The 18,131-nt window shown below is 70.0% G+C and carries 18 protein-coding genes; 6 read left to right on the top strand and 12 right to left on the bottom strand.

The window, feature by feature from the left end:
- Positions 1 to 159 precede the first annotated feature (159 nt).
- The 9 genes from SNA_RS36475 to SNA_RS44910 form a co-directional block, all read right to left on the bottom strand.
- Entirely contained in the window at positions 160 to 1,860 is a 1,701-nt protein-coding gene (locus tag SNA_RS36475) for a type VI secretion protein (protein ID WP_241779985.1), read from the bottom strand.
- Positions 1,857 to 3,377: an ATP-binding protein gene (locus tag SNA_RS36470; RefSeq protein WP_030069736.1), complete on the bottom strand. Its 1,521-nt coding sequence runs from the start codon at positions 3,375 to 3,377 to the stop codon at positions 1,857 to 1,859. Before SNA_RS36470 ends, SNA_RS36475 begins: the two co-directional genes overlap by 4 nt.
- 28 nt (positions 3,378 to 3,405) lie before the next feature.
- Positions 3,406 to 4,968, bottom strand: a complete 1,563-nt coding sequence (locus SNA_RS36465; RefSeq protein ID WP_030069737.1) for an SCO6880 family protein — start codon at positions 4,966 to 4,968, stop codon at positions 3,406 to 3,408.
- Complete coding sequence (locus SNA_RS36460) at positions 4,965 to 6,290, bottom strand: hypothetical protein (protein WP_030069739.1); 1,326 nt, start codon at positions 6,288 to 6,290, stop codon at positions 4,965 to 4,967. The genes SNA_RS36465 and SNA_RS36460 overlap by 4 nt, the downstream gene beginning before the upstream one ends.
- Entirely contained in the window at positions 6,280 to 7,116 is an 837-nt protein-coding gene (locus SNA_RS36455; RefSeq protein ID WP_044368615.1) for a DUF8175 domain-containg protein, read from the bottom strand. The genes SNA_RS36460 and SNA_RS36455 overlap by 11 nt, the downstream gene beginning before the upstream one ends.
- 521 nt (positions 7,117 to 7,637) lie before the next feature.
- Positions 7,638 to 7,946, bottom strand: coding sequence for a hypothetical protein (locus SNA_RS36450; RefSeq protein ID WP_030069743.1), 309 nt, complete (start codon positions 7,944 to 7,946; stop codon positions 7,638 to 7,640).
- A gap of 299 nt (positions 7,947 to 8,245) precedes the next feature.
- Positions 8,246 to 8,443, bottom strand: a complete 198-nt coding sequence (locus tag SNA_RS36445; protein ID WP_030069745.1) for a DUF397 domain-containing protein — start codon at positions 8,441 to 8,443, stop codon at positions 8,246 to 8,248.
- Between the two features lie 22 nt (positions 8,444 to 8,465).
- Complete coding sequence (locus SNA_RS43015) at positions 8,466 to 8,609, bottom strand: hypothetical protein (protein WP_157880191.1); 144 nt, start codon at positions 8,607 to 8,609, stop codon at positions 8,466 to 8,468.
- A 175-nt stretch (positions 8,610 to 8,784) separates the two neighbouring features.
- Complete coding sequence (locus tag SNA_RS44910) at positions 8,785 to 8,907, bottom strand: hypothetical protein (RefSeq protein WP_275042043.1); 123 nt, start codon at positions 8,905 to 8,907, stop codon at positions 8,785 to 8,787.
- A gap of 214 nt (positions 8,908 to 9,121) precedes the next feature.
- On the opposite strand from SNA_RS44910, the gene SNA_RS36440 reads away from it, so the two are divergent.
- Positions 9,122 to 10,126 carry a C40 family peptidase gene (locus SNA_RS36440; RefSeq protein ID WP_030069747.1) on the top strand — a complete coding sequence of 335 codons (1,005 nt, stop codon included), beginning with the start codon at positions 9,122 to 9,124 and terminating at the stop codon, positions 10,124 to 10,126.
- Positions 10,127 to 10,422: 296 nt separating this feature from the next.
- Positions 10,423 to 11,220, top strand: coding sequence for a phosphatase PAP2 family protein (locus tag SNA_RS36435; RefSeq protein WP_044368613.1), 798 nt, complete (start codon positions 10,423 to 10,425; stop codon positions 11,218 to 11,220).
- Between the two features lie 182 nt (positions 11,221 to 11,402).
- On the opposite strand, the gene SNA_RS36430 is transcribed toward SNA_RS36435, so the two are convergent.
- Positions 11,403 to 13,001, bottom strand: a complete 1,599-nt coding sequence (locus SNA_RS36430; RefSeq protein WP_044368611.1) for an FAD-binding oxidoreductase — start codon at positions 12,999 to 13,001, stop codon at positions 11,403 to 11,405.
- A gap of 608 nt (positions 13,002 to 13,609) precedes the next feature.
- On the opposite strand from SNA_RS36430, the gene SNA_RS36425 reads away from it, so the two are divergent.
- Both SNA_RS36425 and SNA_RS36420 read left to right on the top strand, forming a co-directional pair.
- Positions 13,610 to 14,470 carry an SCO4651 family lipoprotein gene (locus tag SNA_RS36425; RefSeq protein ID WP_030069752.1) on the top strand — a complete coding sequence of 287 codons (861 nt, stop codon included), beginning with the start codon at positions 13,610 to 13,612 and terminating at the stop codon, positions 14,468 to 14,470.
- Positions 14,471 to 14,608: 138 nt separating this feature from the next.
- On the top strand, positions 14,609 to 14,860 hold the full coding sequence (locus SNA_RS36420; RefSeq protein ID WP_198535188.1) for a hypothetical protein: 252 nt from the start codon (positions 14,609 to 14,611) through the stop codon (positions 14,858 to 14,860).
- Between the two features lie 49 nt (positions 14,861 to 14,909).
- Here the strand turns inward: SNA_RS36420 and SNA_RS36415 are convergent, their stop codons facing one another.
- Positions 14,910 to 15,314: a metal-sensitive transcriptional regulator gene (locus SNA_RS36415; protein ID WP_030069754.1), complete on the bottom strand. Its 405-nt coding sequence runs from the start codon at positions 15,312 to 15,314 to the stop codon at positions 14,910 to 14,912.
- Between the two features lie 277 nt (positions 15,315 to 15,591).
- Here SNA_RS36415 and SNA_RS36410 point away from each other — a divergent pair, with 277 nt between their 5' ends.
- On the top strand, positions 15,592 to 16,212 hold the full coding sequence (locus SNA_RS36410) for a DUF47 domain-containing protein (protein WP_030069756.1): 621 nt from the start codon (positions 15,592 to 15,594) through the stop codon (positions 16,210 to 16,212).
- A gap of 9 nt (positions 16,213 to 16,221) precedes the next feature.
- Positions 16,222 to 17,220, top strand: coding sequence for an inorganic phosphate transporter (locus tag SNA_RS36405; RefSeq protein ID WP_030069758.1), 999 nt, complete (start codon positions 16,222 to 16,224; stop codon positions 17,218 to 17,220).
- 123 nt (positions 17,221 to 17,343) lie between these two features.
- On the opposite strand, the gene pstB is transcribed toward SNA_RS36405, so the two are convergent.
- Positions 17,344 to 18,120, bottom strand: a complete 777-nt coding sequence (pstB, locus tag SNA_RS36400; protein WP_044368680.1) for a phosphate ABC transporter ATP-binding protein PstB — start codon at positions 18,118 to 18,120, stop codon at positions 17,344 to 17,346.
- Positions 18,121 to 18,131 lie beyond the last annotated feature (11 nt).

Below are 18,131 nucleotides of genomic sequence, written 5' to 3'. Positions count from 1 at the left end.
GGAGAGTAGGACGCCGCCGAACAATCTTTAGAAAACGCCTCGTTCCCCGAGTTTCGACTCGGGGAACGAGGCGTTTTTGCGTTAACCCCGTTTTGTGTTAACGGGGCATTGTGTATCGGGGAGTTGCGGCGCGTGCTGCGATGGCGGGCCGCGTACGGCTCAGGTCATGAGGGGCAGCGGCTGGTGGGGCCAGCGGGCGCGGGCCTGTTCCTGGGAGCGCATGGTGGCGAGGGTCAGCAGGCCGCGTGTCGGGCCGGTGGCCAGGAGGTCGGGGAGGGCCGGCAGCGGGGCGAGGGCCGCGATGTCGTCCAGGACCAGGGTGAGTGGTGGGTCGAGCCGACCGTCAGATGACCGTTCGGCCATGCGGCGGCCGTGCTCGACCACGTGCGAGAGGAGTGCGGTGAGCAGAGGCATCGCACCCGGGTTGGTACGCGGGTCCTCAAGGGGTTCGCCTACCAGGTAGAGCGTTCCCCCCTCATGAAGGAATGATTCGAGAATGAGGGAATCCGCTCGAGGAGGATTGCAGGCGTCGCGGATGTGGATCGAGGAGAGGGCGGCCAGGGTGCGGCCGATCAACTCCTTGGCCATCTCGCGGCGCTCGGGGTGGGCGGTGAGGGCGGATTCCAGCTCGCCGGCCTGACCGGCGGAAGCCTTGGGGCTGGTGCGCAGGATGCGTACGGGCTCTTGTGCGGTGCCTGTGGCGTGGGTCCAGCGGTGGAGCTGGCGGAAGGGGCGGCCGTCGATGGCGGCGGCGTGCAGCCAGCAGCGCAGGAGGGTCTGGGCGGCGTCCGCGACGGCCGAATCCAGGGTGCTCGTGGGGCGTACGGGTGCGAGCAGCGCGGCCGCGCGGGTGGTGGCGGTGGCGATCTCCTCGCAGCCGGTGGTGGGGGACCAGCGCAGCCGGGCGGGGGTGTCGAGGCGGTGGGTGGGGTCGTACGTCAGCAGGGGGCCGAGTTTGGCGCGGGCGTCCTTGGTTTGGGACCAGAGCGCGGGGTCGGTGGTGGCGACGATCAGCGGGCCCTCGGCGGCGGTGATGGCGGAGGCCGCGGCGGCGCGGGCGGCCGTGCGGTCCGCGGTGAAGTGGAGCCAGGGGAGGGCGGGTTGGGAGCGCTGAAGTGCGGTGATTGAGGTCGGTGAGAGTGCTGCGAGGGGGGCCGGGGAATCGACCGCTACGGCCTCGTTCACCCGTTCGAGCGGTTCCGCCGGATTGTGGGGAATCGGGGAATTCGGTGCAGGGGCGGGCCGTTGGGCGGGGTGTAGGTCGCCGGCGGGCGGGGCGGGAGTGCCGGTCGCGGCGGCGGGGGGTTTCTGGAGAGATGTGGGGGGTGGCGCAGGTGTGGGGATTGCCGGTGTCGATTCGTCGGGGCGTGGCGTTGCCGGCGCGGGTTCGGGGGCGGGGGCCGCCGTGGCGCGGGCGGCCTGCCGACGGGCGGCGCGTACGGCGCGATAGCGGGTGATGGTGCCCAGGGTGAAGATGGTCAGAACGAGCAGCACCATCAGCTGGCCGATGAACAGGCCCCAGAACAGGCCGTATCCGGAGAGCTGGTTTCGGGGGGTGCCGGGCCAGGCGGCGGCCAGGTCGTGTGGGGCGAGTGCGAGATGGCGCAGGGCGATCGGGGTGCCGGTGTAGGAGACACCCTGTGGCCAGGCGCCGTGGGCCAGGAGGCCGGCCAGGCCGGTCGCCGTCCACACCAGCAGGGTCAGGCCGAGCAGGAAGAGCAGCAGACCGATGAGCAGGGCGTCGGGGATGCCGCGTTCGCGGCCGCGAGCGGACCTGTCGTCGCAATCGTCCCAGCTGCCGTATCTGCCGTTTCTGCCGTAGCTGTTGCGGCCTCGGTCCGGCTCGTATCCGCGTGTCACGCCACCGTCTCGCTCGACTCGTCGCTCCATTGCCCGTTGCGCAACTGACGTTCCATCGCCATGGCTTCGGCGCGGGCCTCGGCCTCGGCGTCGGCCGCGGCTTGGAGGGCGCGGGCCTCGTCCGTCGGCATGGCGGAGGCTTCGGTCATCGCCCGGTCGGTGTAGACCAGCGGGCGTTCGGCCTCGGTGATGAGGTGTTTGACGACCTGGACGTTGCCGTTGACGTCCCAGACGGCGATACCGGGGGTGAGGGTCGGGATGATCTCGACCGCCCAGCGGGGCAGGCCGAGGACCTGGCCGGTGGCGCGGGCCTCGTCGGCCTTCTGGGCGTAGATGGTGCGGGTCGAGGCCATTTTGAGGATGGCCGCGGCCTCCTTGGCGGCCGCGCCGTCGACCACATCGCTGAGGTGGTGGACGACGGCCACGAAGGACAGGCCGAGCCGGCGGCCGAACTTGAGCAGACGCTGGAAGAGCTGGGCAACGAAGGGGGAGTTGATGATGTGCCAGGCCTCCTCGACCAGGAAGATGCGTTTCTTCCGGTCGGGACGGATCCAGGTGTGCTCCAGCCAGACGCCGACGATGGCCATCAGGATCGGCATGGCGATGGAGTTACGGTCGATGTGCGAGAGGTCGAAGACGATCAGGGGCGCATCGAGGTCGATGCCCGCGGTCGTCGGGCCGTCGAACATACCGCGCAGGTCGCCGTCGACCAGCCGGTCCAGCACCAGCGCCACGTCCAGGCCCCAGGCCCGTACATCGTCTATGTCGACGTTCATGGCCTCGGCGGATTCCGCCTGCGGGTGGCGCAGTTGCTCGACGATGTCGGTGAGGACGGGCTGGCGGCGGGAGGGGGGTTTGGTGCCGCGGTTGCCCTCTGTGGCATCGGTGCCGTCAGTGCCGTCAGTGCCGTCAGTGCCGTCGGTGGAGGGGAAGTCGCTGAGGACGGCGGCGTGCGCGACCTTGAGGGCGAAGCCGGAGCGTTCGTCCAGGCCGCGCCCCATGGCGACCTCGATGATCGTACGGAGCAGGGCCAGCTGGCCGGTGGTGGTGATGGAGGGGTCGAGGGGGTTGAGGCGGATGCCGCCGTTGAGGGCGGCGGTGGGGTCCAGGCGGATGGGGGTTATGCCCAGCTCCTGGGCGATGAGGTTCCATTCGCCGACGCCGTCCTCGCCCTGGGCGTCCAGGACGACGACCTGCCGGTCGCGGAAGCGCAGTTGGCGCAGGACGTATGTCTTCTCCAGCGCGGACTTGCCGTTGCCGGATTCGCCGAGGACCAGCCAGTGGGGTGCCGGGAGCTGTTGTCCGTACAGCTGGAAGGGGTCGTAGATATAGCCCTTGCCGCTGTAGACCTCGCGGCCGATGATCACGCCGGAGTCGCCGAGCCCCGGGGCGGCCGTGGGCAGATAGACCGCCTGGGCCTGGCCGGTGGAGGTGCGTACGGGCAGCCGTGTCGTCTCCACCTTCCCGAACAGGAAGCTGGTGAATGCGTCGGTGAGGGCACCGAGCGGGTCGAGCATGGCCATGACGTACGCGCCTCCCAGCGGCTTAGCGGCGGATCCCGGTCGCGAACGGCAGGGTGTTGACGAACGCCCGGTGGTGCTCGCGGTCGCACCATTCCAGCTTGAGGTAGGACTTGCCGGCGGAGGCGCGGATGGTGCGCTTGTCGCGGGCGAGGGCCTCCGGGGAGCGGGAGGAGACGGTGATGTAGCCGACGAGGTTGACGCCGGCGGCGCCGGAGGCCAGGTCCTCGCCGCGCTGGTCGACGCGGCCGTGATGGGCGACGTCGCGCGGGTCGACGACGCGGTTCATCTTGGCGGCGCGGCTGGCCTCGGCATCGTCGTTCGTCTTCTCCGTCAGCATCCGCTCGATGGCGATCTCGGTGGGCTCCAGGTCCATGCAGACGGCGACCGTACGGATCACGTCCGGGGTGTGCACCAGGAGCGGCGCCAGGAAGTTGACGCCCACCGGGGTCAGCGGCCACTCCTTGATCCAGGCGGTGGAGTGGCACCAGGGCGCGCGGGTGGTCGACTCGCGGGTCTTGGCCTGGAGATAGGTGGGCTCGGTGGCGTCGAGTTCGGCCGGCCAGGTGTTGCGCCTGCTCATGGCCTGGATGTGGTCGATGGGATGGTCCGGGTCGTACATGGAGTGCACGAGGGAGGCGAGGCGGCCCTGGCCGAGGGGCTGGCGGACGCGGATGTCGGCCTCGGCCAGGCGGGCGCAGATATCGGTCAGCTCGCGGGCCATGACGACGGCGAGACCGGCGTCGCGGTCCAGCTTCTTGCCGAGCAGACCGCCGCGCTGGGTGCGGGCGGCGCGCGCCATGGTGTGGGCCTCGGCGGCCAGTTCGCGGGTGTAGTGCATGCAGGCGACGAGATAGGCGCGGTGCTGTTCGGAGGAGGTGGAGACCATCGACTGGAGCTGGTCGTAGGAATCCTGGAGCCAGCGCGGGGAGCTGCGGTCGCCGCGCTGGGCGACGTCCTTGGCGTGGGCGTCGGGGTCGGCCGGGAGCGTACGGGCCAGCATCTGGAGGCGGGTGACGAAGCCGTCCCCGTTGGCGACGTGCTTGAGGAGCGTGCCGAAGCGGTCGACCAGCGCCTCCTGGTCCTCGCTGTCGCGCAGGCCGACGCCCGGTCCCTCGATCTCGATGGCGGCGGTCACGGTCCGGCGGTCGGCGTGCAGCAGGACGGCGATCTCGTCCGGGCCGAAGGGGGCGGACAGCCAGTTGATCCGGCCGATGCCGGGCGGCGGGCCGATCTCGATCTCCCGGCCGTCGAGCCGGGTGCCGGCCTCGGCGGCGGCGGAGCGGTAGACGGCGCCGCTGCGGACCGTACGGCGATAGCTGCGGTTGATCTCGAACCACCTGTAGAACGTACGGCCCCGGTACGGGATGTAGACGGCGGCGAGGCCGATCAGCGGGAAGCCGGTGAGGGTGGCGATGCGCAGGGGCAGTACGGGCACCAGGAGGCCGCACATCATGCCGAGGAACGCGCCCGCGATGATCAGGGCGATCTCGCCGGTTTCGCGGTTCTTGCCGACGATGGCGTTGGGACGGGCGCGCCCGATCAGATAGGTGCGCCGGGGCGCGATCGGGTGGGAGTGCGTACTCAACGCCCGTCACCTCCTGCTGTCTTGCCGGTGCGGGTGCTGCCGCTGGGACCGGGTTTGGGGTTCGTACGGGGGGCGGGGGCGGCGGACCGGGCGCCGCCACCGGAGCGGGTGCTGTGCGCGGCGACGCCGCCGGCCACGGCGTCGGCCGGGCGGGACTGGCCGCCGCTGCTCTGGCCGCCCCCGCCTCCGCCGTCGTCGGAGCGGCGGGCGCTGTGGGTTTTGATGCCCTGGGAGACGAGGGCGGCGGGGGAGCTGATGACGGCGGCCGCCTTGTTCTCGGCGCCCTGCATGATGCGGTTGTTGCGGGAGTTGGCGATCTCGTCGCCGAAGCCGGGGACGAAGCGGTAGATCATCGCGCTGGCGAAGATGGCGAGCAGGATGATGGCGAGGCCGGAGACGACGGCGGAGAAGGCGTTGGGGCCCTTGTCGGAGGAGAGCGCGCCGGCGATGCCGAGCACTATCACGATGACCGGTTTGACCATGATCACGGCGATCATGACGCCCGCCCAGCGGCGTACGTGCGTCCACATGTTCTTGTCGACCAGACCGGCGTAGACGACTGTGCCGAGGAGGGCGCCGACGTACAGCAGGGCGGCCCGGACGACGAGTTCCAGCCACAGGATGCCGGCGGCGAGCACGGACACCAGCGAGACGACGATCAGCATGATCGGGCCGCCGCCGATATCCGTCCCCTTGGTGAGCGCCTGGGAGAACGCGCCGAAGAACGTGTCGGTCTGGGCGCCGGTGCCCTTCGCGATGACCTCGGTGACGGCGTCGGTGGCCGAGACGACGGTGTACAGGATGAGGGGGGTGAAGGCCGAGGCGAGGACGGTCAGCCAGAGGAGCCCGACCGCTTCGCTGATGGCCTCCGTCAGCCGCACCCCGCGTACGGCGCGCTTGGCGACGGCGAGCAGCCACAGGACGAGCGTCAGAACGGTGGAGGCGGCGAAGACGACGGCGTACTGGCGCAGGAAGGCGGCGTTGGTGAAGTCGACCTGGGAGGTGGCTTTTACGGCGTCGGAGAGCTTGGTGATGATCCAGGAGGCGGCTTTGGCGCAGCCTTGGGCCAGGGAGGTGAGGGGGTCTAGGGGGTTGTTGTCGAGGGGGTTGGTGGAGGGGAGTTTGGGGGTGGTGGAGCCGACTTTGTCGCCGGATTGGCAGTAGTCCCTGGCGGGGCCGACGATGAGGTCGCACTTGTCCTTGGGGGACGGACTGGGGCTTGGCGCGGCCAGGACCCGCGTGGCCATCATGAAGGTCGTGGTCTGCACGCCGACGAGCATGGACGTGATGGAGAGGGCGCGCCTTCGCTGGTTACCGCGCATATGTGAACCCTCCGTACTGCTCAACAGCCTTGGCGATTTCGTCTGCGCCGGATGTTTTGTTGTCGCCATTTACTGGGGCGGGGCCGTCCTTCTGGGAGAAGCCCTCGACTTTCCAGTCGCCAGCTGCCCACTTGAGCTGGAGGCGCATGGTGAACCAGCCGGTGGTGACCGGAGTGGTTGACTTCGTTCCGGCTGTGCCGAAGAGCCCCGTGCACCACACCTCGAGGATTGCCGTGTCGCCCTCGAGTTTTACGAGCTTGGTCCCGACAGGGACGGTGCGCGAGACGTAGGTCATGCCCTGAGCTACATTGCCGTTCGCGTCGAGTCCGAGCCTCTTCAGGAAATCGGGCGAGTACGCAGCGTCGAGCTTCGTCTGCATCTCGTCGACCTTGTCCGGTGCGAATGCCTTCCGGACGATGGAGTGGCGCTCGTTGGGCTTGAGGATATCGGCGGAAACCAGCGCCACCGCGTAATTAGCCGCCGCCGACTGCGCCCCCTGTTCCGTTTTGGCGAAGCCCGAGGCGATGGTGCCGTTCTTGCCGGTGACGGGCTTGGTGCCAGTGGGGGCGGTGGGTTGGGTGTGGGGGGAGGCAGGGGAATCGGAGGAGCCTGAGGGGGTGGTGTCGGTGCGGTTGGCGAAGGCGATGGCTGCGATGAGGAGTACGACCACGCCTACGGCCGTGACGAGGTTGCGGCTGGAGACGCCGGCTCGGGGGCGTCGGCCCGAGCCGTAGCCGTCGCCTCCGCTGTCGGGAAGTCTTGTGCGGGTCTGCCCCGTCTCGGGGCCGCGGTTGTCCCCGTAGCCACCGTCATCGCTGAGACTCATCGCGCCTGTGCCCCCTCTGCCGCCGTCGTGGTTCCGCCCTCATATGACCGTAGCCGCGTGGGCGGCGGCTCGGGCGAACTGGTACGAGTACATCTCACGGTGACGGTTCCTCAGGTGCTGGGCGGCGGAGGCGAATGGGGCGCTTTAGGGTATTTGCGCCCCTCGTTGCCTCCCTGCCTGTCGTGGCCTTCTTCTCTCCGGAAGCACCTGTCCCCGCGTAGCGCCCCGCCCAATCGGCCCGCTGGTGGCAGGGGTGGCGCAGGAGCGGCCGGCATGGCGCCGGGCCTGGGTGAGTGGGCGTCAGCATGAGGCCTCGGCAGGGGAAGTGGGGCCAGTGGGGGCAAAAGGGGGCACGGGACGGCGGAGAGGTCGCGGACGGGGGCGCACGGGGGCACCGGGACGGGTTGTGTCCGGCAGGTGTGTGCCCGGGCAGGCGGTGGCGAGGGGTGATGAGGGCGGCAAGCCGACCGGTGACCACGGGCGGGCTTGTGGTCCTGGTGGCGGCCGACCCTCGTGGCCCGTTAGACCGCCATGCCGTAGACGATCGTGAAGAGCGTCCCCAGCGACCCGATGATGAAGACGCCGGTCAGGCCGGCCACGATCAGGCCCTTGCCCTGTTCGGCGCTGAAGGTGTCGCGCAGCGCGGTGGCGCCGATGCGCTGTTTGGCCGCGCCCCAGATCGCGATGCCCAGGCACAGCAGGATCGCGACCGCCATGACCACTTCGACCATCACGCGGGCTTCGCTGCCCAGGCTCCCGAACGGCCCCCAGTCCGGGGCGATTCCGCCGATGATGGTGCTGATGTCGCCCTTTTGGCCCGCCAGAACCATGTGTGACATGTGTGCCATGTGTGAACTCACCGCCCTTTATGGGTAGTTGGTTGACCGCCTCGGATGATGCAGTCGGTCTCTATCTTCGCCGACGAAGGCACGCCGCCAGAAGTCGACTTGGCGGCTTTCTGTGGTGGATGTAGAGACGGATCCCGCGGGGAGGTGTGCGTGGGCGCTCACACCGTCCACCGAACCCATTAGTCTCACTGTGTGTATCACGGCCGATAACCCCGAGCAATGATCAACGGGGAGGGGCCGGGGGCGCGGCCCCTCGTGCGCGCCCGGCCGCGACCGTTGTCTCAGAGACCGGCGAAGTGGTCGAACTCCCCTGCCTTTACGCCGAGGACGAAGGCGTCCCACTTGGTGCGGGTGGTGGTGACGATGTTCTCGGGGTCGGTGTTGGTGCGCAGGTGCACGGCGCCGTCGTCCGCGAAGGCGACCTCGATGTACTCCGGGGCGCTGGGGTCGTCGGTTGCCTTCTGCCAGGTGAGGGACATGGGGGTTCCTTAAGACGCGTCGTCAGAGGGAGTGGTGAGGGGGTGAGGGGGACCCCGGAGTGGGCCGCGCCCGGTCGTCCGGGGGCAGGGCGGAGACGGGGCGCCTGATGTGCACCGTGCTCGGCTCCGGCGCCGAGGGTTCAAGGACCACGAAGGGTGTGTCCATGGCATCAGGATAGGTCGCGGCCTCGAACGGCAGGATCTGGATCTGAATGCCGGGATCTCGATGCAAGATCGGGACCGGGACCGGGGCCAGGACCGGGACCGGGATCGGGACCGAGATCTGGATGTGGCCGGGCGGCAGTTCGGGACGGCCGGCCCTTGCCCGTGGCGGCCGGGCGCTACTTCGGTGCGTGGGACACGGCGAAGATCATGACGAGGGCCACCAGGTGGATCGCGAACAGGAAGTAGGCGACGCGCCACCACAGGTGCCGGTTCATCTGCTTCTCGTTGTTGCTGTCCATGGCCTGTCCTGTCTGGGGGCCTGTCCGGGGTGTCCTGTGGGCCGTCCTGTCTCCGAGTGTCCCGTTCAGTGTCGCTCATCCCGGGATGGATCAAGGGGGTGGGTGCCGCGTGCGCCCCTGTGCCGCGCGGCCGGGGCGCGGCACCATGGCCGTAATTCGTGCGCAGGTACGGAAAGCGGCGGTGAACCCGGCCCGGATGGGGGAGTGTTGAGGGGTGCGGAAATACTGGGTGGCCGGTGGGGCCGGGGTGGGGCTGGTGCTCTGCCTGCTGGCGCTGCTGGTGGTGGGGACGTATTCGGCGGCGGCCGGGCTGATGGGGGCCGGCGGGCGGGCCCTGGGGCTGGCCAAGGGGGCCGTGCCGGCCGCGTATCAGTCGTTGGTGCAGAAGTGGGGGGCGCTCTGTCCGGCGCTCAGCCCGGCGCTGCTGGCGGCGCAGCTGTACCAGGAGAGCGGGTGGAACCCGAAGGCGCAGAGTCCGGCCGCCGCACAGGGCATGGCGCAGTTCATTCCGGGGACCTGGGCGACCCATGGGGTGGACGGGAACGGGGACGGGAAGCGGGATGTATGGGATCCGGAGGATGCCATTCCGTCCGCCGCCTCGTACGACTGTGATCTGGCGAAGTATGTGAAGGGCGCGTCGGGGGACGCCACGAGCAACATGCTCGCTGCCTACAACGCGGGCGCGTACCGCGTGATTCAGTACAACGGTGTCCCGCCGTACCGCGAGACGCAGAACTATGTGAAGACGATCACGACGCTGGCGAAGAGCTTCGAGGCGCCGACCGGGCCGGTGGCGTCGTCGCGGCAGGCCGCGGCCGCCATCTACTTCGCCCAGAAGAGGCTGGGGACGAAGTATCTGTGGGGCGGGGACGGGACGGCGGACCAGGGCGGGCGGTTCGACTGTTCCGGGCTGACCAAGGCCGCGTACCACTCCGTGGGGATCGAGCTGCCGCGGGTCGCCAATGACCAGTGGAATGCCGGACCGCATCCGAGCAGGGATCAACTGCTGCCGGGGGACCTGGTGTTCTTCGCGTACGACCTGAAGGATCCGCGGACGATTCACCACGTGGGGATCTATGTGGGCGGCGGTTACATGATCAATGCGCCGTACACCGGGGCGGTGATCCGGTTCGACAAGATCGATACGCCCGACTACATCGGGGCGACCCGCGTCACCTCCGATGGCGCGAAAGCGCTGCCCAGCTCGGGCACTGCCTGACCATGGTGCACAGCGGGCCCGGGAGCGGCTTGCGGCGCGCCGCCGGCCGGGCCCGGGAACCGCGCCCTGAACTGCGGTGATGAGTCAAGCTTCGATAACGTCCTGGTGATCATCCGGTAGCGGGTGGAACGCCGGAGGGGGGCGCCGCGTTCCCCTTGCGTGGGGACGTATGGACGTATCCGGGCCGGCGCGCGGCACCGCACCGGCAGCGGGGCACGGCAGACGCTCGACGAACACGGGGGCCGGCAGCACACACAGGCGCTCGCGGGCGCGCGAAAGGTAAGGGGTCGCGGCAGATGGCTGGACTCGCACTGGAGGGGCCGAACCCCGATGTCGACGTGCTCGACGGCATCAACGGCCTCGCGAAGGACGCCCCCCACTGGGTCAACAAAGCCATGGAGTACGTCGGCGAGTACGGCATCATCGCCGGGCTCGCCGTGCTGTGTCTGATCGCGTGGTGGGGCGCCCGGCGCAGGTCCGATGCGCCCGCCGCCGTCGCCGGTCTGGTCTGGGCGCCGCTGGCGGCCGGGATCGCGCTGCTGGCCAACATCCCCATCCGGGCGTTCGTCGAGCGGCCGCGGCCGTTCAAGGACCATGCCGGGCTGGACGTCCTGATCCAGGGCAAGAGCGACTACTCGTTCGTGAGCGACCATGCGACGTTGACGATGGCGGTGGGCGTCGGCCTGTTCATCGCCAGCCGGAAGTACGGGCTCATCGGGATCGCGCTGGCGCTGGCGGAGGGTTTCTGCCGGGTGTACATGGGTGTGCACTACCCGACCGATGTGGTGGGCGGGTTCGCGCTGGGTACGGCCGTGGCGCTGCTGCTCGCGCCGCTCGCCCAGGCGCTGCTGGTACCGCTGATGACGGCGGTCGGGCGCTCGCCGGTCGGCGGGATCGCCTGGCTGGTACGGACACCGGGCGGCCCCGTCGCGCAGGCCGGTGCGCGGCGGGACGCACGCTCCGGGCGCGACGGCGAGGGCGCTGAGGGCGCCGACGGCGGGCGGCGGGCCGCCGGGGTGCCGGGGGGCCATGACGACGACCGGGCACGGGGCCGGCAGCGGGGCCGCGCCCGCGACAAGGACCTGGCGGCCTGACGGGCGCGCCCACGGCGGCCTGACAGGCCCCGCAACGGCTCACCGGCCCACAGCACGGCAATCGGCCCGGCTCCCCCGCAGGAGCCGGGCCGATTGCCGTCAGGAGCCGGTCCGTTGCCGTCTCCGTGTCCGTCGGAGCGCCTGCGGAAACGCCCCTCAGAGCACCCGCAGGAACGTTCCCCTCACAGGGCCTGCGGGAAGGTGCTGAACAGCCGCTGCGGGTCGTAGGTGTGCTTGACCTGCGCGAGGCGGTCGGCCGCGGGCCCGTAGTAGGCGGACTTCCAGTCGGTGAGCGCCGGGTCGGTGTAGTTCTGGTAGGCGGCGCCGGAGGAATGGCGGCGCATGGCGGAGTGGAAGGAATTCAGCCAGGCGGTACGGGAGGACGACGAGCCGTTGGCCGGCCAGGACGTCAAGTACTGGGCGAGGAAGCGCGATCCGCGGTGGACGAACGCGGTGTCGGTGCGGCCGACGCGGTTGACCGCACCGCCCAGCGCCGTCAGGGCGACGTTTCCGGCCACGCCCTTGCGGCCGCCGCTCTCGATCTGGGCCATCAGCGTCTGGATACCGGCCGCGGACAGCGACCGGTCGAAGAAGTCGGAGCGGGCGGCATAGGTCTCGCGGCCCAGCTGGCCGGTGCCGGTCTGGCCGGGCAGCGTACCGGGGGTGTGGCACTGCGCGGACGACTTGGACGAGCAGCCGGCGTACGCCTCCATCGCGTCCAGGTAGCCGATCGGCGTGATGTGGACGGTGGAGGCGGGGCCGGGGCCGCCGGGCTGGTCGGCGAGCTTGTCGACGGCGTTGTGCAGATCGCCCTTCGTCCCGAGGGAGAAGACGGCGACGGAGACGCCCGGGGTGCCGCCGGGCCGGGCGTCGAGATGGCAGGACGACCAGATCTCGTCGGCCTGCACCGGGCCCCACTTCTGCCAGGAGGCCAGCACCTTCGCCGCCTTGGACCACGGCCAGGTCAGGTACGCCATGACGGCGCGCGGTGCGGGGTGCGTACGGAAGCGCAGTTCGGTGACCACGCCGAAGTTGCCGTTGCCCGCGCCGCGCAGCGCCCAGAAGAGGTCGGAGTGCTGGGACTTGTCGCAGTCGACGGTCTTGCCGTCGGCCGTGACGAGGGTGGCGCCCACGAGGCTGTCGCAGGTCAGGCCGTATGCGCGGGAGACCACGCCATGGCCGCCGCCGAGGGTGAGGCCGGATATGCCGACGGTGGGGCACGAGCCGCCGGGTATCGTCACGCCGCGCGCGGCCAGGCCCTGGTAGACGTCGATGAGCTTGGTGCCGGCGCCGATGCGGGTGACGCCGCCGGAGGGGGCGCCGACCTTCGAGAGGGCGGAGACGTCGACGATCAGCCGGCCGTTGCCGCTGGACCAGCCGGCGTAGGAGTGGCCGCCGCTGCGGATGGCGACCGGGGTGTCGTAACGCCGGGCGAAGGCCAGGCATTCGGCGATATCGGCCGGGTGCTGGACGTAGGCGATGGCCGACGGCTTGAGGTCGTCGTAGCGGGTGTTGTACAGGCGGCGGGCCTTGGCGTAGGCGGCGTCCGAGGCCCGTATCAGCCGGCCGTCGAGGCTTTTGCCGAGTGCCGTCCAGGAGGACGGGGTGGCCCGGCTGCCGATGGCGCCCGCACCGGCGGCCGAGGCGGTCCGGGCCCCGTCGGCGCCGGCCGCCCCCGTGGTGGCCGACGCCGCGCCCGTTTTGGTGTCGCAGCCGGTGGCCCAGGCGACCGAGGTCGCCGCCAGGGTGCCGCCCGCCTGTAGGAGTGTGCGCCGCTTCACTGGGATGTCCCCCTCGATTCGTACGGTCCGGCCCCGCCCGTCGGCTGCCGGCCGATGGTCGGTGACGGGGCGCGCAGGAAGGGGAAGCGGGCATCGGGCGGCGGGCGCATGGCCGGGGCGCCCGGCCGGTGCGGAGATCCGAAGGACACGGCCGGTGTGGACCGTCATGTCCGGAAACGACGCATACCCCCCGGCCCTCGATGCCCGTGATGTCCGATGGCATCGGCTGTGACCGTAAAGTCCGCTACCGCTCGCTGCTCTTGCTTCCCTCTTACCCAGATGCCGTGCGGGCGTCGGGGGTTCCCGGTGAGGACGGGCTCATTCCGGGGGGCGTTTCGCGTCACTCTCGGACGTCGTCCGATGGCGCTCCGCGTCGGTACGTGCCTGGGAGCGGGCGCGGCGGGCCGGCCCCCGCCAGCCGCAGTCGCAGCGGGCGTGACAGAAGGCACCGCGTTCGGTGGTGGAGGTCGCGTGCGGGGCTCGGTCGGGCACCCGGCCACGCTACGCGCCCGGAGGGGGTCTGCGTGACGGGCCCCCGGTATTGGTCGTTGAACGGAGCGGTCGGCACAGGCCGTCCCGAACACAGCGGCCGAGGGGGCTCGTACGCGATGGTGGTGCAGGACAGGCGAGGCGGTGCGGTCACCCTGGCCGTGGCGTGCGGGGCGGGTCTGGCCGTGGGGCTGCTGGCGACGGGCTGTTCCCCCGACGGCGCCGCCGCCGAGGATCAGGCGCCGCCCGCCCGGGCCGCCGCCGCCTCCGAGGTCCAGCGCAGCGCCGATGCCCTGGTGCGGGCCGACTCCGCCCGGGTGCGTACGACGATGGAGACGGCCAGCGGCGGCACCCGCGTCGCCATCCGCGGCACCGGGACCTACGACTTCCGTACGGCCAGTGGACGGCTGCGCGTCATCCTGCCCGATCCGGCGGACAAGCCGGGCGAGGGCCATCAGCCGGTCACCGAGATCCTTGCGCCCGGCGCGCTGTACATGAAGAACCGCGGCGCCGGGGTGCCGGCCGACAAATGGGTACGGGTGGCCACCGCCTCGCTGGACGACGGGAACCTGGTCACCGGCGGCGTGACCGATCCGCTGACCGCCGCCGAACTCCTGCGGGGCGCACGGAAGGTGACCTACCGCGGGGAGGGGCGGCTCGGCGGGGTCCGGGTGCGGCACTACCGCGGCACGACCAACATCAAAGCGGCCGCGCGGGCGGCGTCGCGGCGCAGCAGGCCGGCGCTGGTCGCGGCGGAGAAAGGGTTCACCACCGAGGTGGTGCCGTTCGACGCCTATCTGGACGACGCGGGGCGGGTGCGCAAGGTGCGCGAGCGGTTCCAGTTCGCCAATGGTGCGCCGCAGGGGGCGTTGGTGACCTCCACCACGGAGCTGTCCGGCTTCGGGGTGCAGGTGAGGAGGGTGGCGCTGCCCGAGCGGAGCGCGATCTACGCCGGGCGGATCGCTTCTGCTACGCAGTAGGGCGGCCGGGCCGGGGTATCTGCCCGGGGCGCTTGCCGGGTGGCGGAAATGGTCCATCCGTGCCATGCGCGGAGCGTGCGGCCGTCCCTACGCTGGGCGGTAACCACCACAGGCGTGGGAAGGCGCTCGGAGGAGGAGGTGTTGTGCGTGGCTGCGCACCGCCATCCGACGGTTCAGGATCCCGTGGCCCTCGTCGAGATCGACCTCACCGCAGAGTTGATGATCGCGGCCGCGGCCGCCCCTGAGGAGCGGCTCAGCCCGGACCGTATCGACGAGGTGCTGGACGTGGACGGCGACGACGACGGGGGCAACGGGGCGGACGGCGACGACGGCGCGCATCCGGCCCCGCCGTGCGCGGGGCCGGGCGGACGCGGCCCGTGCCTGGCCTAGGGCCTGCCGGATGGGGCGGCGTGGGCCAGGCCGGCCCATCGGGCCGGCCCTAGGTCCGCAGCATGCGCTCGATGGCCTTGGTGGCTTCCTGGACCTTGGCGTCGATGGCCTCGGGGCCCTGGACGGCCGCGTCGGCGACGCAGTGGCGCAGATGCTCCTCCAGGAGCTGGAGGCCGAAGGACTGGAGGCCCTTGGTGCTGGCCGAGACCTGGGTGAGTATGTCGATGCAGTAGACGTCCTCTTCGAGCATCCGCTGGAGGCCGCGGATCTGGCCCTCGATGCGGCGCAGTCGCTTGATGTGGGCGTCCTTTTGTTTGGCGTAGCCGTGGACGCCCGTCGACGGGGTGGGCGGAGTGGGATCGGTCACCGTGCCGGGGGCGGTTTTCGGCTGCGCGGTGTGGTCGGCCGCGGCGGCTGTGGCGGTGCCGTTGGTGTCGGCGTCCGTGGTCGTCATGGCCGTCTCCCGTGGTATCTAGGCGATATCTGGCGCATGTGCGATATCGAGGCGGTCCGTTATGCGCCGTTCGCGGTGAGCGTGAGGTCGCGGTGGCTCATACGGGCTATCCATATACCCCTGGTGGGTATATTGTACCGAATTTTGCGGGCACTGAAGGTACCCCGTGCAGAGCATGCTGTCCGATGGGCGACACTGAAGGAATGCCGGTTAGCAGTGGCTGGATGATGCGCCTAGCATCAACCCGACCGAATCCGATGCACCCCGAGGATTTCACGTGCGATTTCGTCTGACCCCCAGGGAGACGAGCTTCTACGACATGTTCGCCGCATCCGCGGACAACATCGTCACGGGCTCCAAGCTCCTGATGGAACTGCTCGGGGCGGACGCCTCCGCGCGGACCGAGATCGCCGAGCGGATGCGAGCGGCCGAGCATGCGGGAGATGACGCGACGCACGCGATCTTCCATCAGCTGAACTCGTCCTTCATCACGCCGTTCGACCGCGAGGACATCTACAACCTCGCCTCGTCGCTCGACGACATCATGGACTTCATGGAGGAGGCCGTCGATCTTGTCGTTCTGTACAAGGTCGAGGAGCTCCCCAAGGGCATCGAGCAGCAGATCGAGGTGCTGGCGCGGGCGGCCGAGCTGACCGCCGAGGCGATGCCGAATCTGCGCACGATGTCGAACCTCACCGAGTACTGGATCGAGGTCAACCGCCTGGAGAACCAGGCCGACCAGATCCACCGCAAGCTGCTCGCGCACCTCTTCAACGGCAAGTACGACGCCATCGAGGTCCTCAAGCTCAAGCAGATCGTGGACATCCTGGAAGAGGCGGCGGACGCCTTCGAGCATGTCGCCAACACCGTCGAGACCATCGCGGTAAAGGAATCCTGAGCCCCGGCCATGGATACCTTTGCGCTTGTCGTGACCATTGCGGTCGCGCTCGGTTTCACCTACACCAACGGCTTCCACGACTCGGCCAACGCGATCGCGACCTCGGTCTCGACGCGGGCGCTGACCCCGCGGGCGGCGCTCGCGATGGCCGCCGTGATGAACCTCGCCGGTGCCTTCCTGGGCAGCGGGGTCGCCAAGACCGTCAGCGAAGGGCTGATCGAAACGCCCCACGGCGACCAGGGGATGGGCATCCTCTTCGCGGCGCTGCTCGGCGCGATCGTCTGGAACCTCGTCACCTGGTACTTCGGGCTGCCGTCGTCCTCGTCGCACGCACTGTTCGGCGGCATGGTCGGCGCGGCGCTGGCCGGCGGCACCAAGGTGATCTGGACCGGCGTGATCGACAAGGTCGTCCTGCCGATGTTCATCTCGCCGTTCGTCGGCCTGGTGGTCGGCTATCTGGTGATGGTCGTGATCCTGTGGCTCTTCCGTAAGGCCAACCCGCACAAGGCCAAGCGCGGCTTCCGTATAGCGCAGACGGTCTCGGCGGCGGGCATGGCGCTCGGCCACGGCCTCCAGGACGCGCAGAAGACCATGGGTGTGGTGGTGATGGCCCTGGTCATCGCCGATGTCGAAAGCCCCAACGACGCCATTCCGATCTGGGTCAAGCTGGCCTGCGCGATCACGCTCTCGCTGGGTACGTACGCGGGTGGCTGGCGCATCATGCGCACGCTCGGCCGCCGGATCATCGAGCTGGACCCGCCGCAGGGCTTCGCCGCGGAGACCACGGCCGCCTCGGTCATGTACACCGCGTCCTTCATGTTCCACGCGCCGATCTCCACGACGCATGTCATCACGGCCGGGATCATGGGCGTCGGCTCGACCAAGGGCTCGCGCGCGGTGCGCTGGGGCGTCGCCAAGAACATCGTGATGGGCTGGTTCATCACGATGCCGGCCGCGGCGGGTGTCGCGGCGCTGGCGTACTGGCTCGTCCGGCTGGCGTTCGGGTAACGCCCTCCGGCAGACGAAAAGTGGGCCCGCCCCCCGGGAAGAGGGGCGGGCCCTTCGCCTTGCGGTGGCACCGCCATGCAGCACCGCAGGACGCTTGAGGGGCGTCGGCCGGGCCTGAGCGGCTCAGCCGAAGCGGCCGGAGATGTAGTCCTCCGTGGCCTGGACCGAGGGGTTGGAGAAGATCCGCTCGGTCTCGTCGATCTCGATCAGCTTGCCGGGCTTGCCGACGGCCGCGAGGTTGAAGAACGCCGTACGGTCCGAGACGCGGGCGGCCTGCTGCATGTTGTGCGTCACGATGACGATCGTGAACCGCTCCTTGAGCTCCCCGATCAGGTCCTCGATGGCGAGGGTGGAGATCGGGTCGAGGGCGGAGCAGGGCTCGTCCATCAGCAGGACCTGCGGCTCGACCGCGATGGCGCGGGCTATGCACAGCCGCTGCTGCTGGCCGCCGGAGAGGCCCGAGCCGGGCTTGTTCAGGCGGTCCTTGACCTCGTTCCAGAGGTTGGCGCCCTTGAGGGAGCGCTCGACGATCTCCTTGAGCTCGGACTTCTTGTACGAGCCGTTCAGGCGCAGCCCGGCCGCGACATTGTCGAAGATCGACATGGTGGGGAACGGGTTGGGGCGCTGGAAGACCATGCCGACGGTGCGGCGCACGGCGACCGGGTCGACGCCGGAGCCGTAGAGGTTCTCGTCGTCCAGCATCACCTTGCCCTCGACGCGGCCGCCGGGGGTGACCTCGTGCATCCGGTTCAGGGTGCGCAGGAAGGTCGACTTGCCGCAGCCGGACGGGCCGATGAAGGCCGTCACGGAGCGCGGCTCGATGGTCATGGAGATGTCGTCGATGGCCTTGTGGCTGCCGTAGAAGGCGGAGAGGCCGCTGACGTCGATTCGCTTGGCCATGGGGATCACTG

It is taken from the genome of Streptomyces natalensis ATCC 27448, assembly GCF_000935125.1.
Classification (GTDB): Bacteria; Actinomycetota; Actinomycetes; order Streptomycetales; family Streptomycetaceae; genus Streptomyces; species Streptomyces natalensis.
Note: the sequence above shows the minus strand (reverse complement) of the source record. Positions and strands in the feature narration are given on the sequence as shown.

Coding starts and splice junctions, on each gene's coding strand:
- SNA_RS36425 (WP_030069752.1), top strand. CDS start 13,610: ATGGTGGTGCAGGACAGGCGAGGCGGTGCGGTCACCCTGGCCGTGGCG.
- SNA_RS36450 (WP_030069743.1), bottom strand. CDS start 7,946: ATGGTTCTGGCGGGCCAAAAGGGCGACATCAGCACCATCATCGGCGGA.
- SNA_RS36435 (WP_044368613.1), top strand. CDS start 10,423: ATGGCTGGACTCGCACTGGAGGGGCCGAACCCCGATGTCGACGTGCTC.
- SNA_RS36445 (WP_030069745.1), bottom strand. CDS start 8,443: ATGTCCCTCACCTGGCAGAAGGCAACCGACGACCCCAGCGCCCCGGAG.
- SNA_RS36455 (WP_044368615.1), bottom strand. CDS start 7,116: ATGAGTCTCAGCGATGACGGTGGCTACGGGGACAACCGCGGCCCCGAG.
- SNA_RS44910 (WP_275042043.1), bottom strand. CDS start 8,907: ATGGACAGCAACAACGAGAAGCAGATGAACCGGCACCTGTGGTGGCGC.
- SNA_RS43015 (WP_157880191.1), bottom strand. CDS start 8,609: ATGGACACACCCTTCGTGGTCCTTGAACCCTCGGCGCCGGAGCCGAGC.
- SNA_RS36460 (WP_030069739.1), bottom strand. CDS start 6,290: ATGCGCGGTAACCAGCGAAGGCGCGCCCTCTCCATCACGTCCATGCTC.
- SNA_RS36405 (WP_030069758.1), top strand. CDS start 16,222: ATGGATACCTTTGCGCTTGTCGTGACCATTGCGGTCGCGCTCGGTTTC.
- pstB (WP_044368680.1), bottom strand. CDS start 18,120: ATGGCCAAGCGAATCGACGTCAGCGGCCTCTCCGCCTTCTACGGCAGC.
- SNA_RS36415 (WP_030069754.1), bottom strand. CDS start 15,314: ATGACGACCACGGACGCCGACACCAACGGCACCGCCACAGCCGCCGCG.
- SNA_RS36470 (WP_030069736.1), bottom strand. CDS start 3,377: ATGCTCGACCCGCTCGGTGCCCTCACCGACGCATTCACCAGCTTCCTG.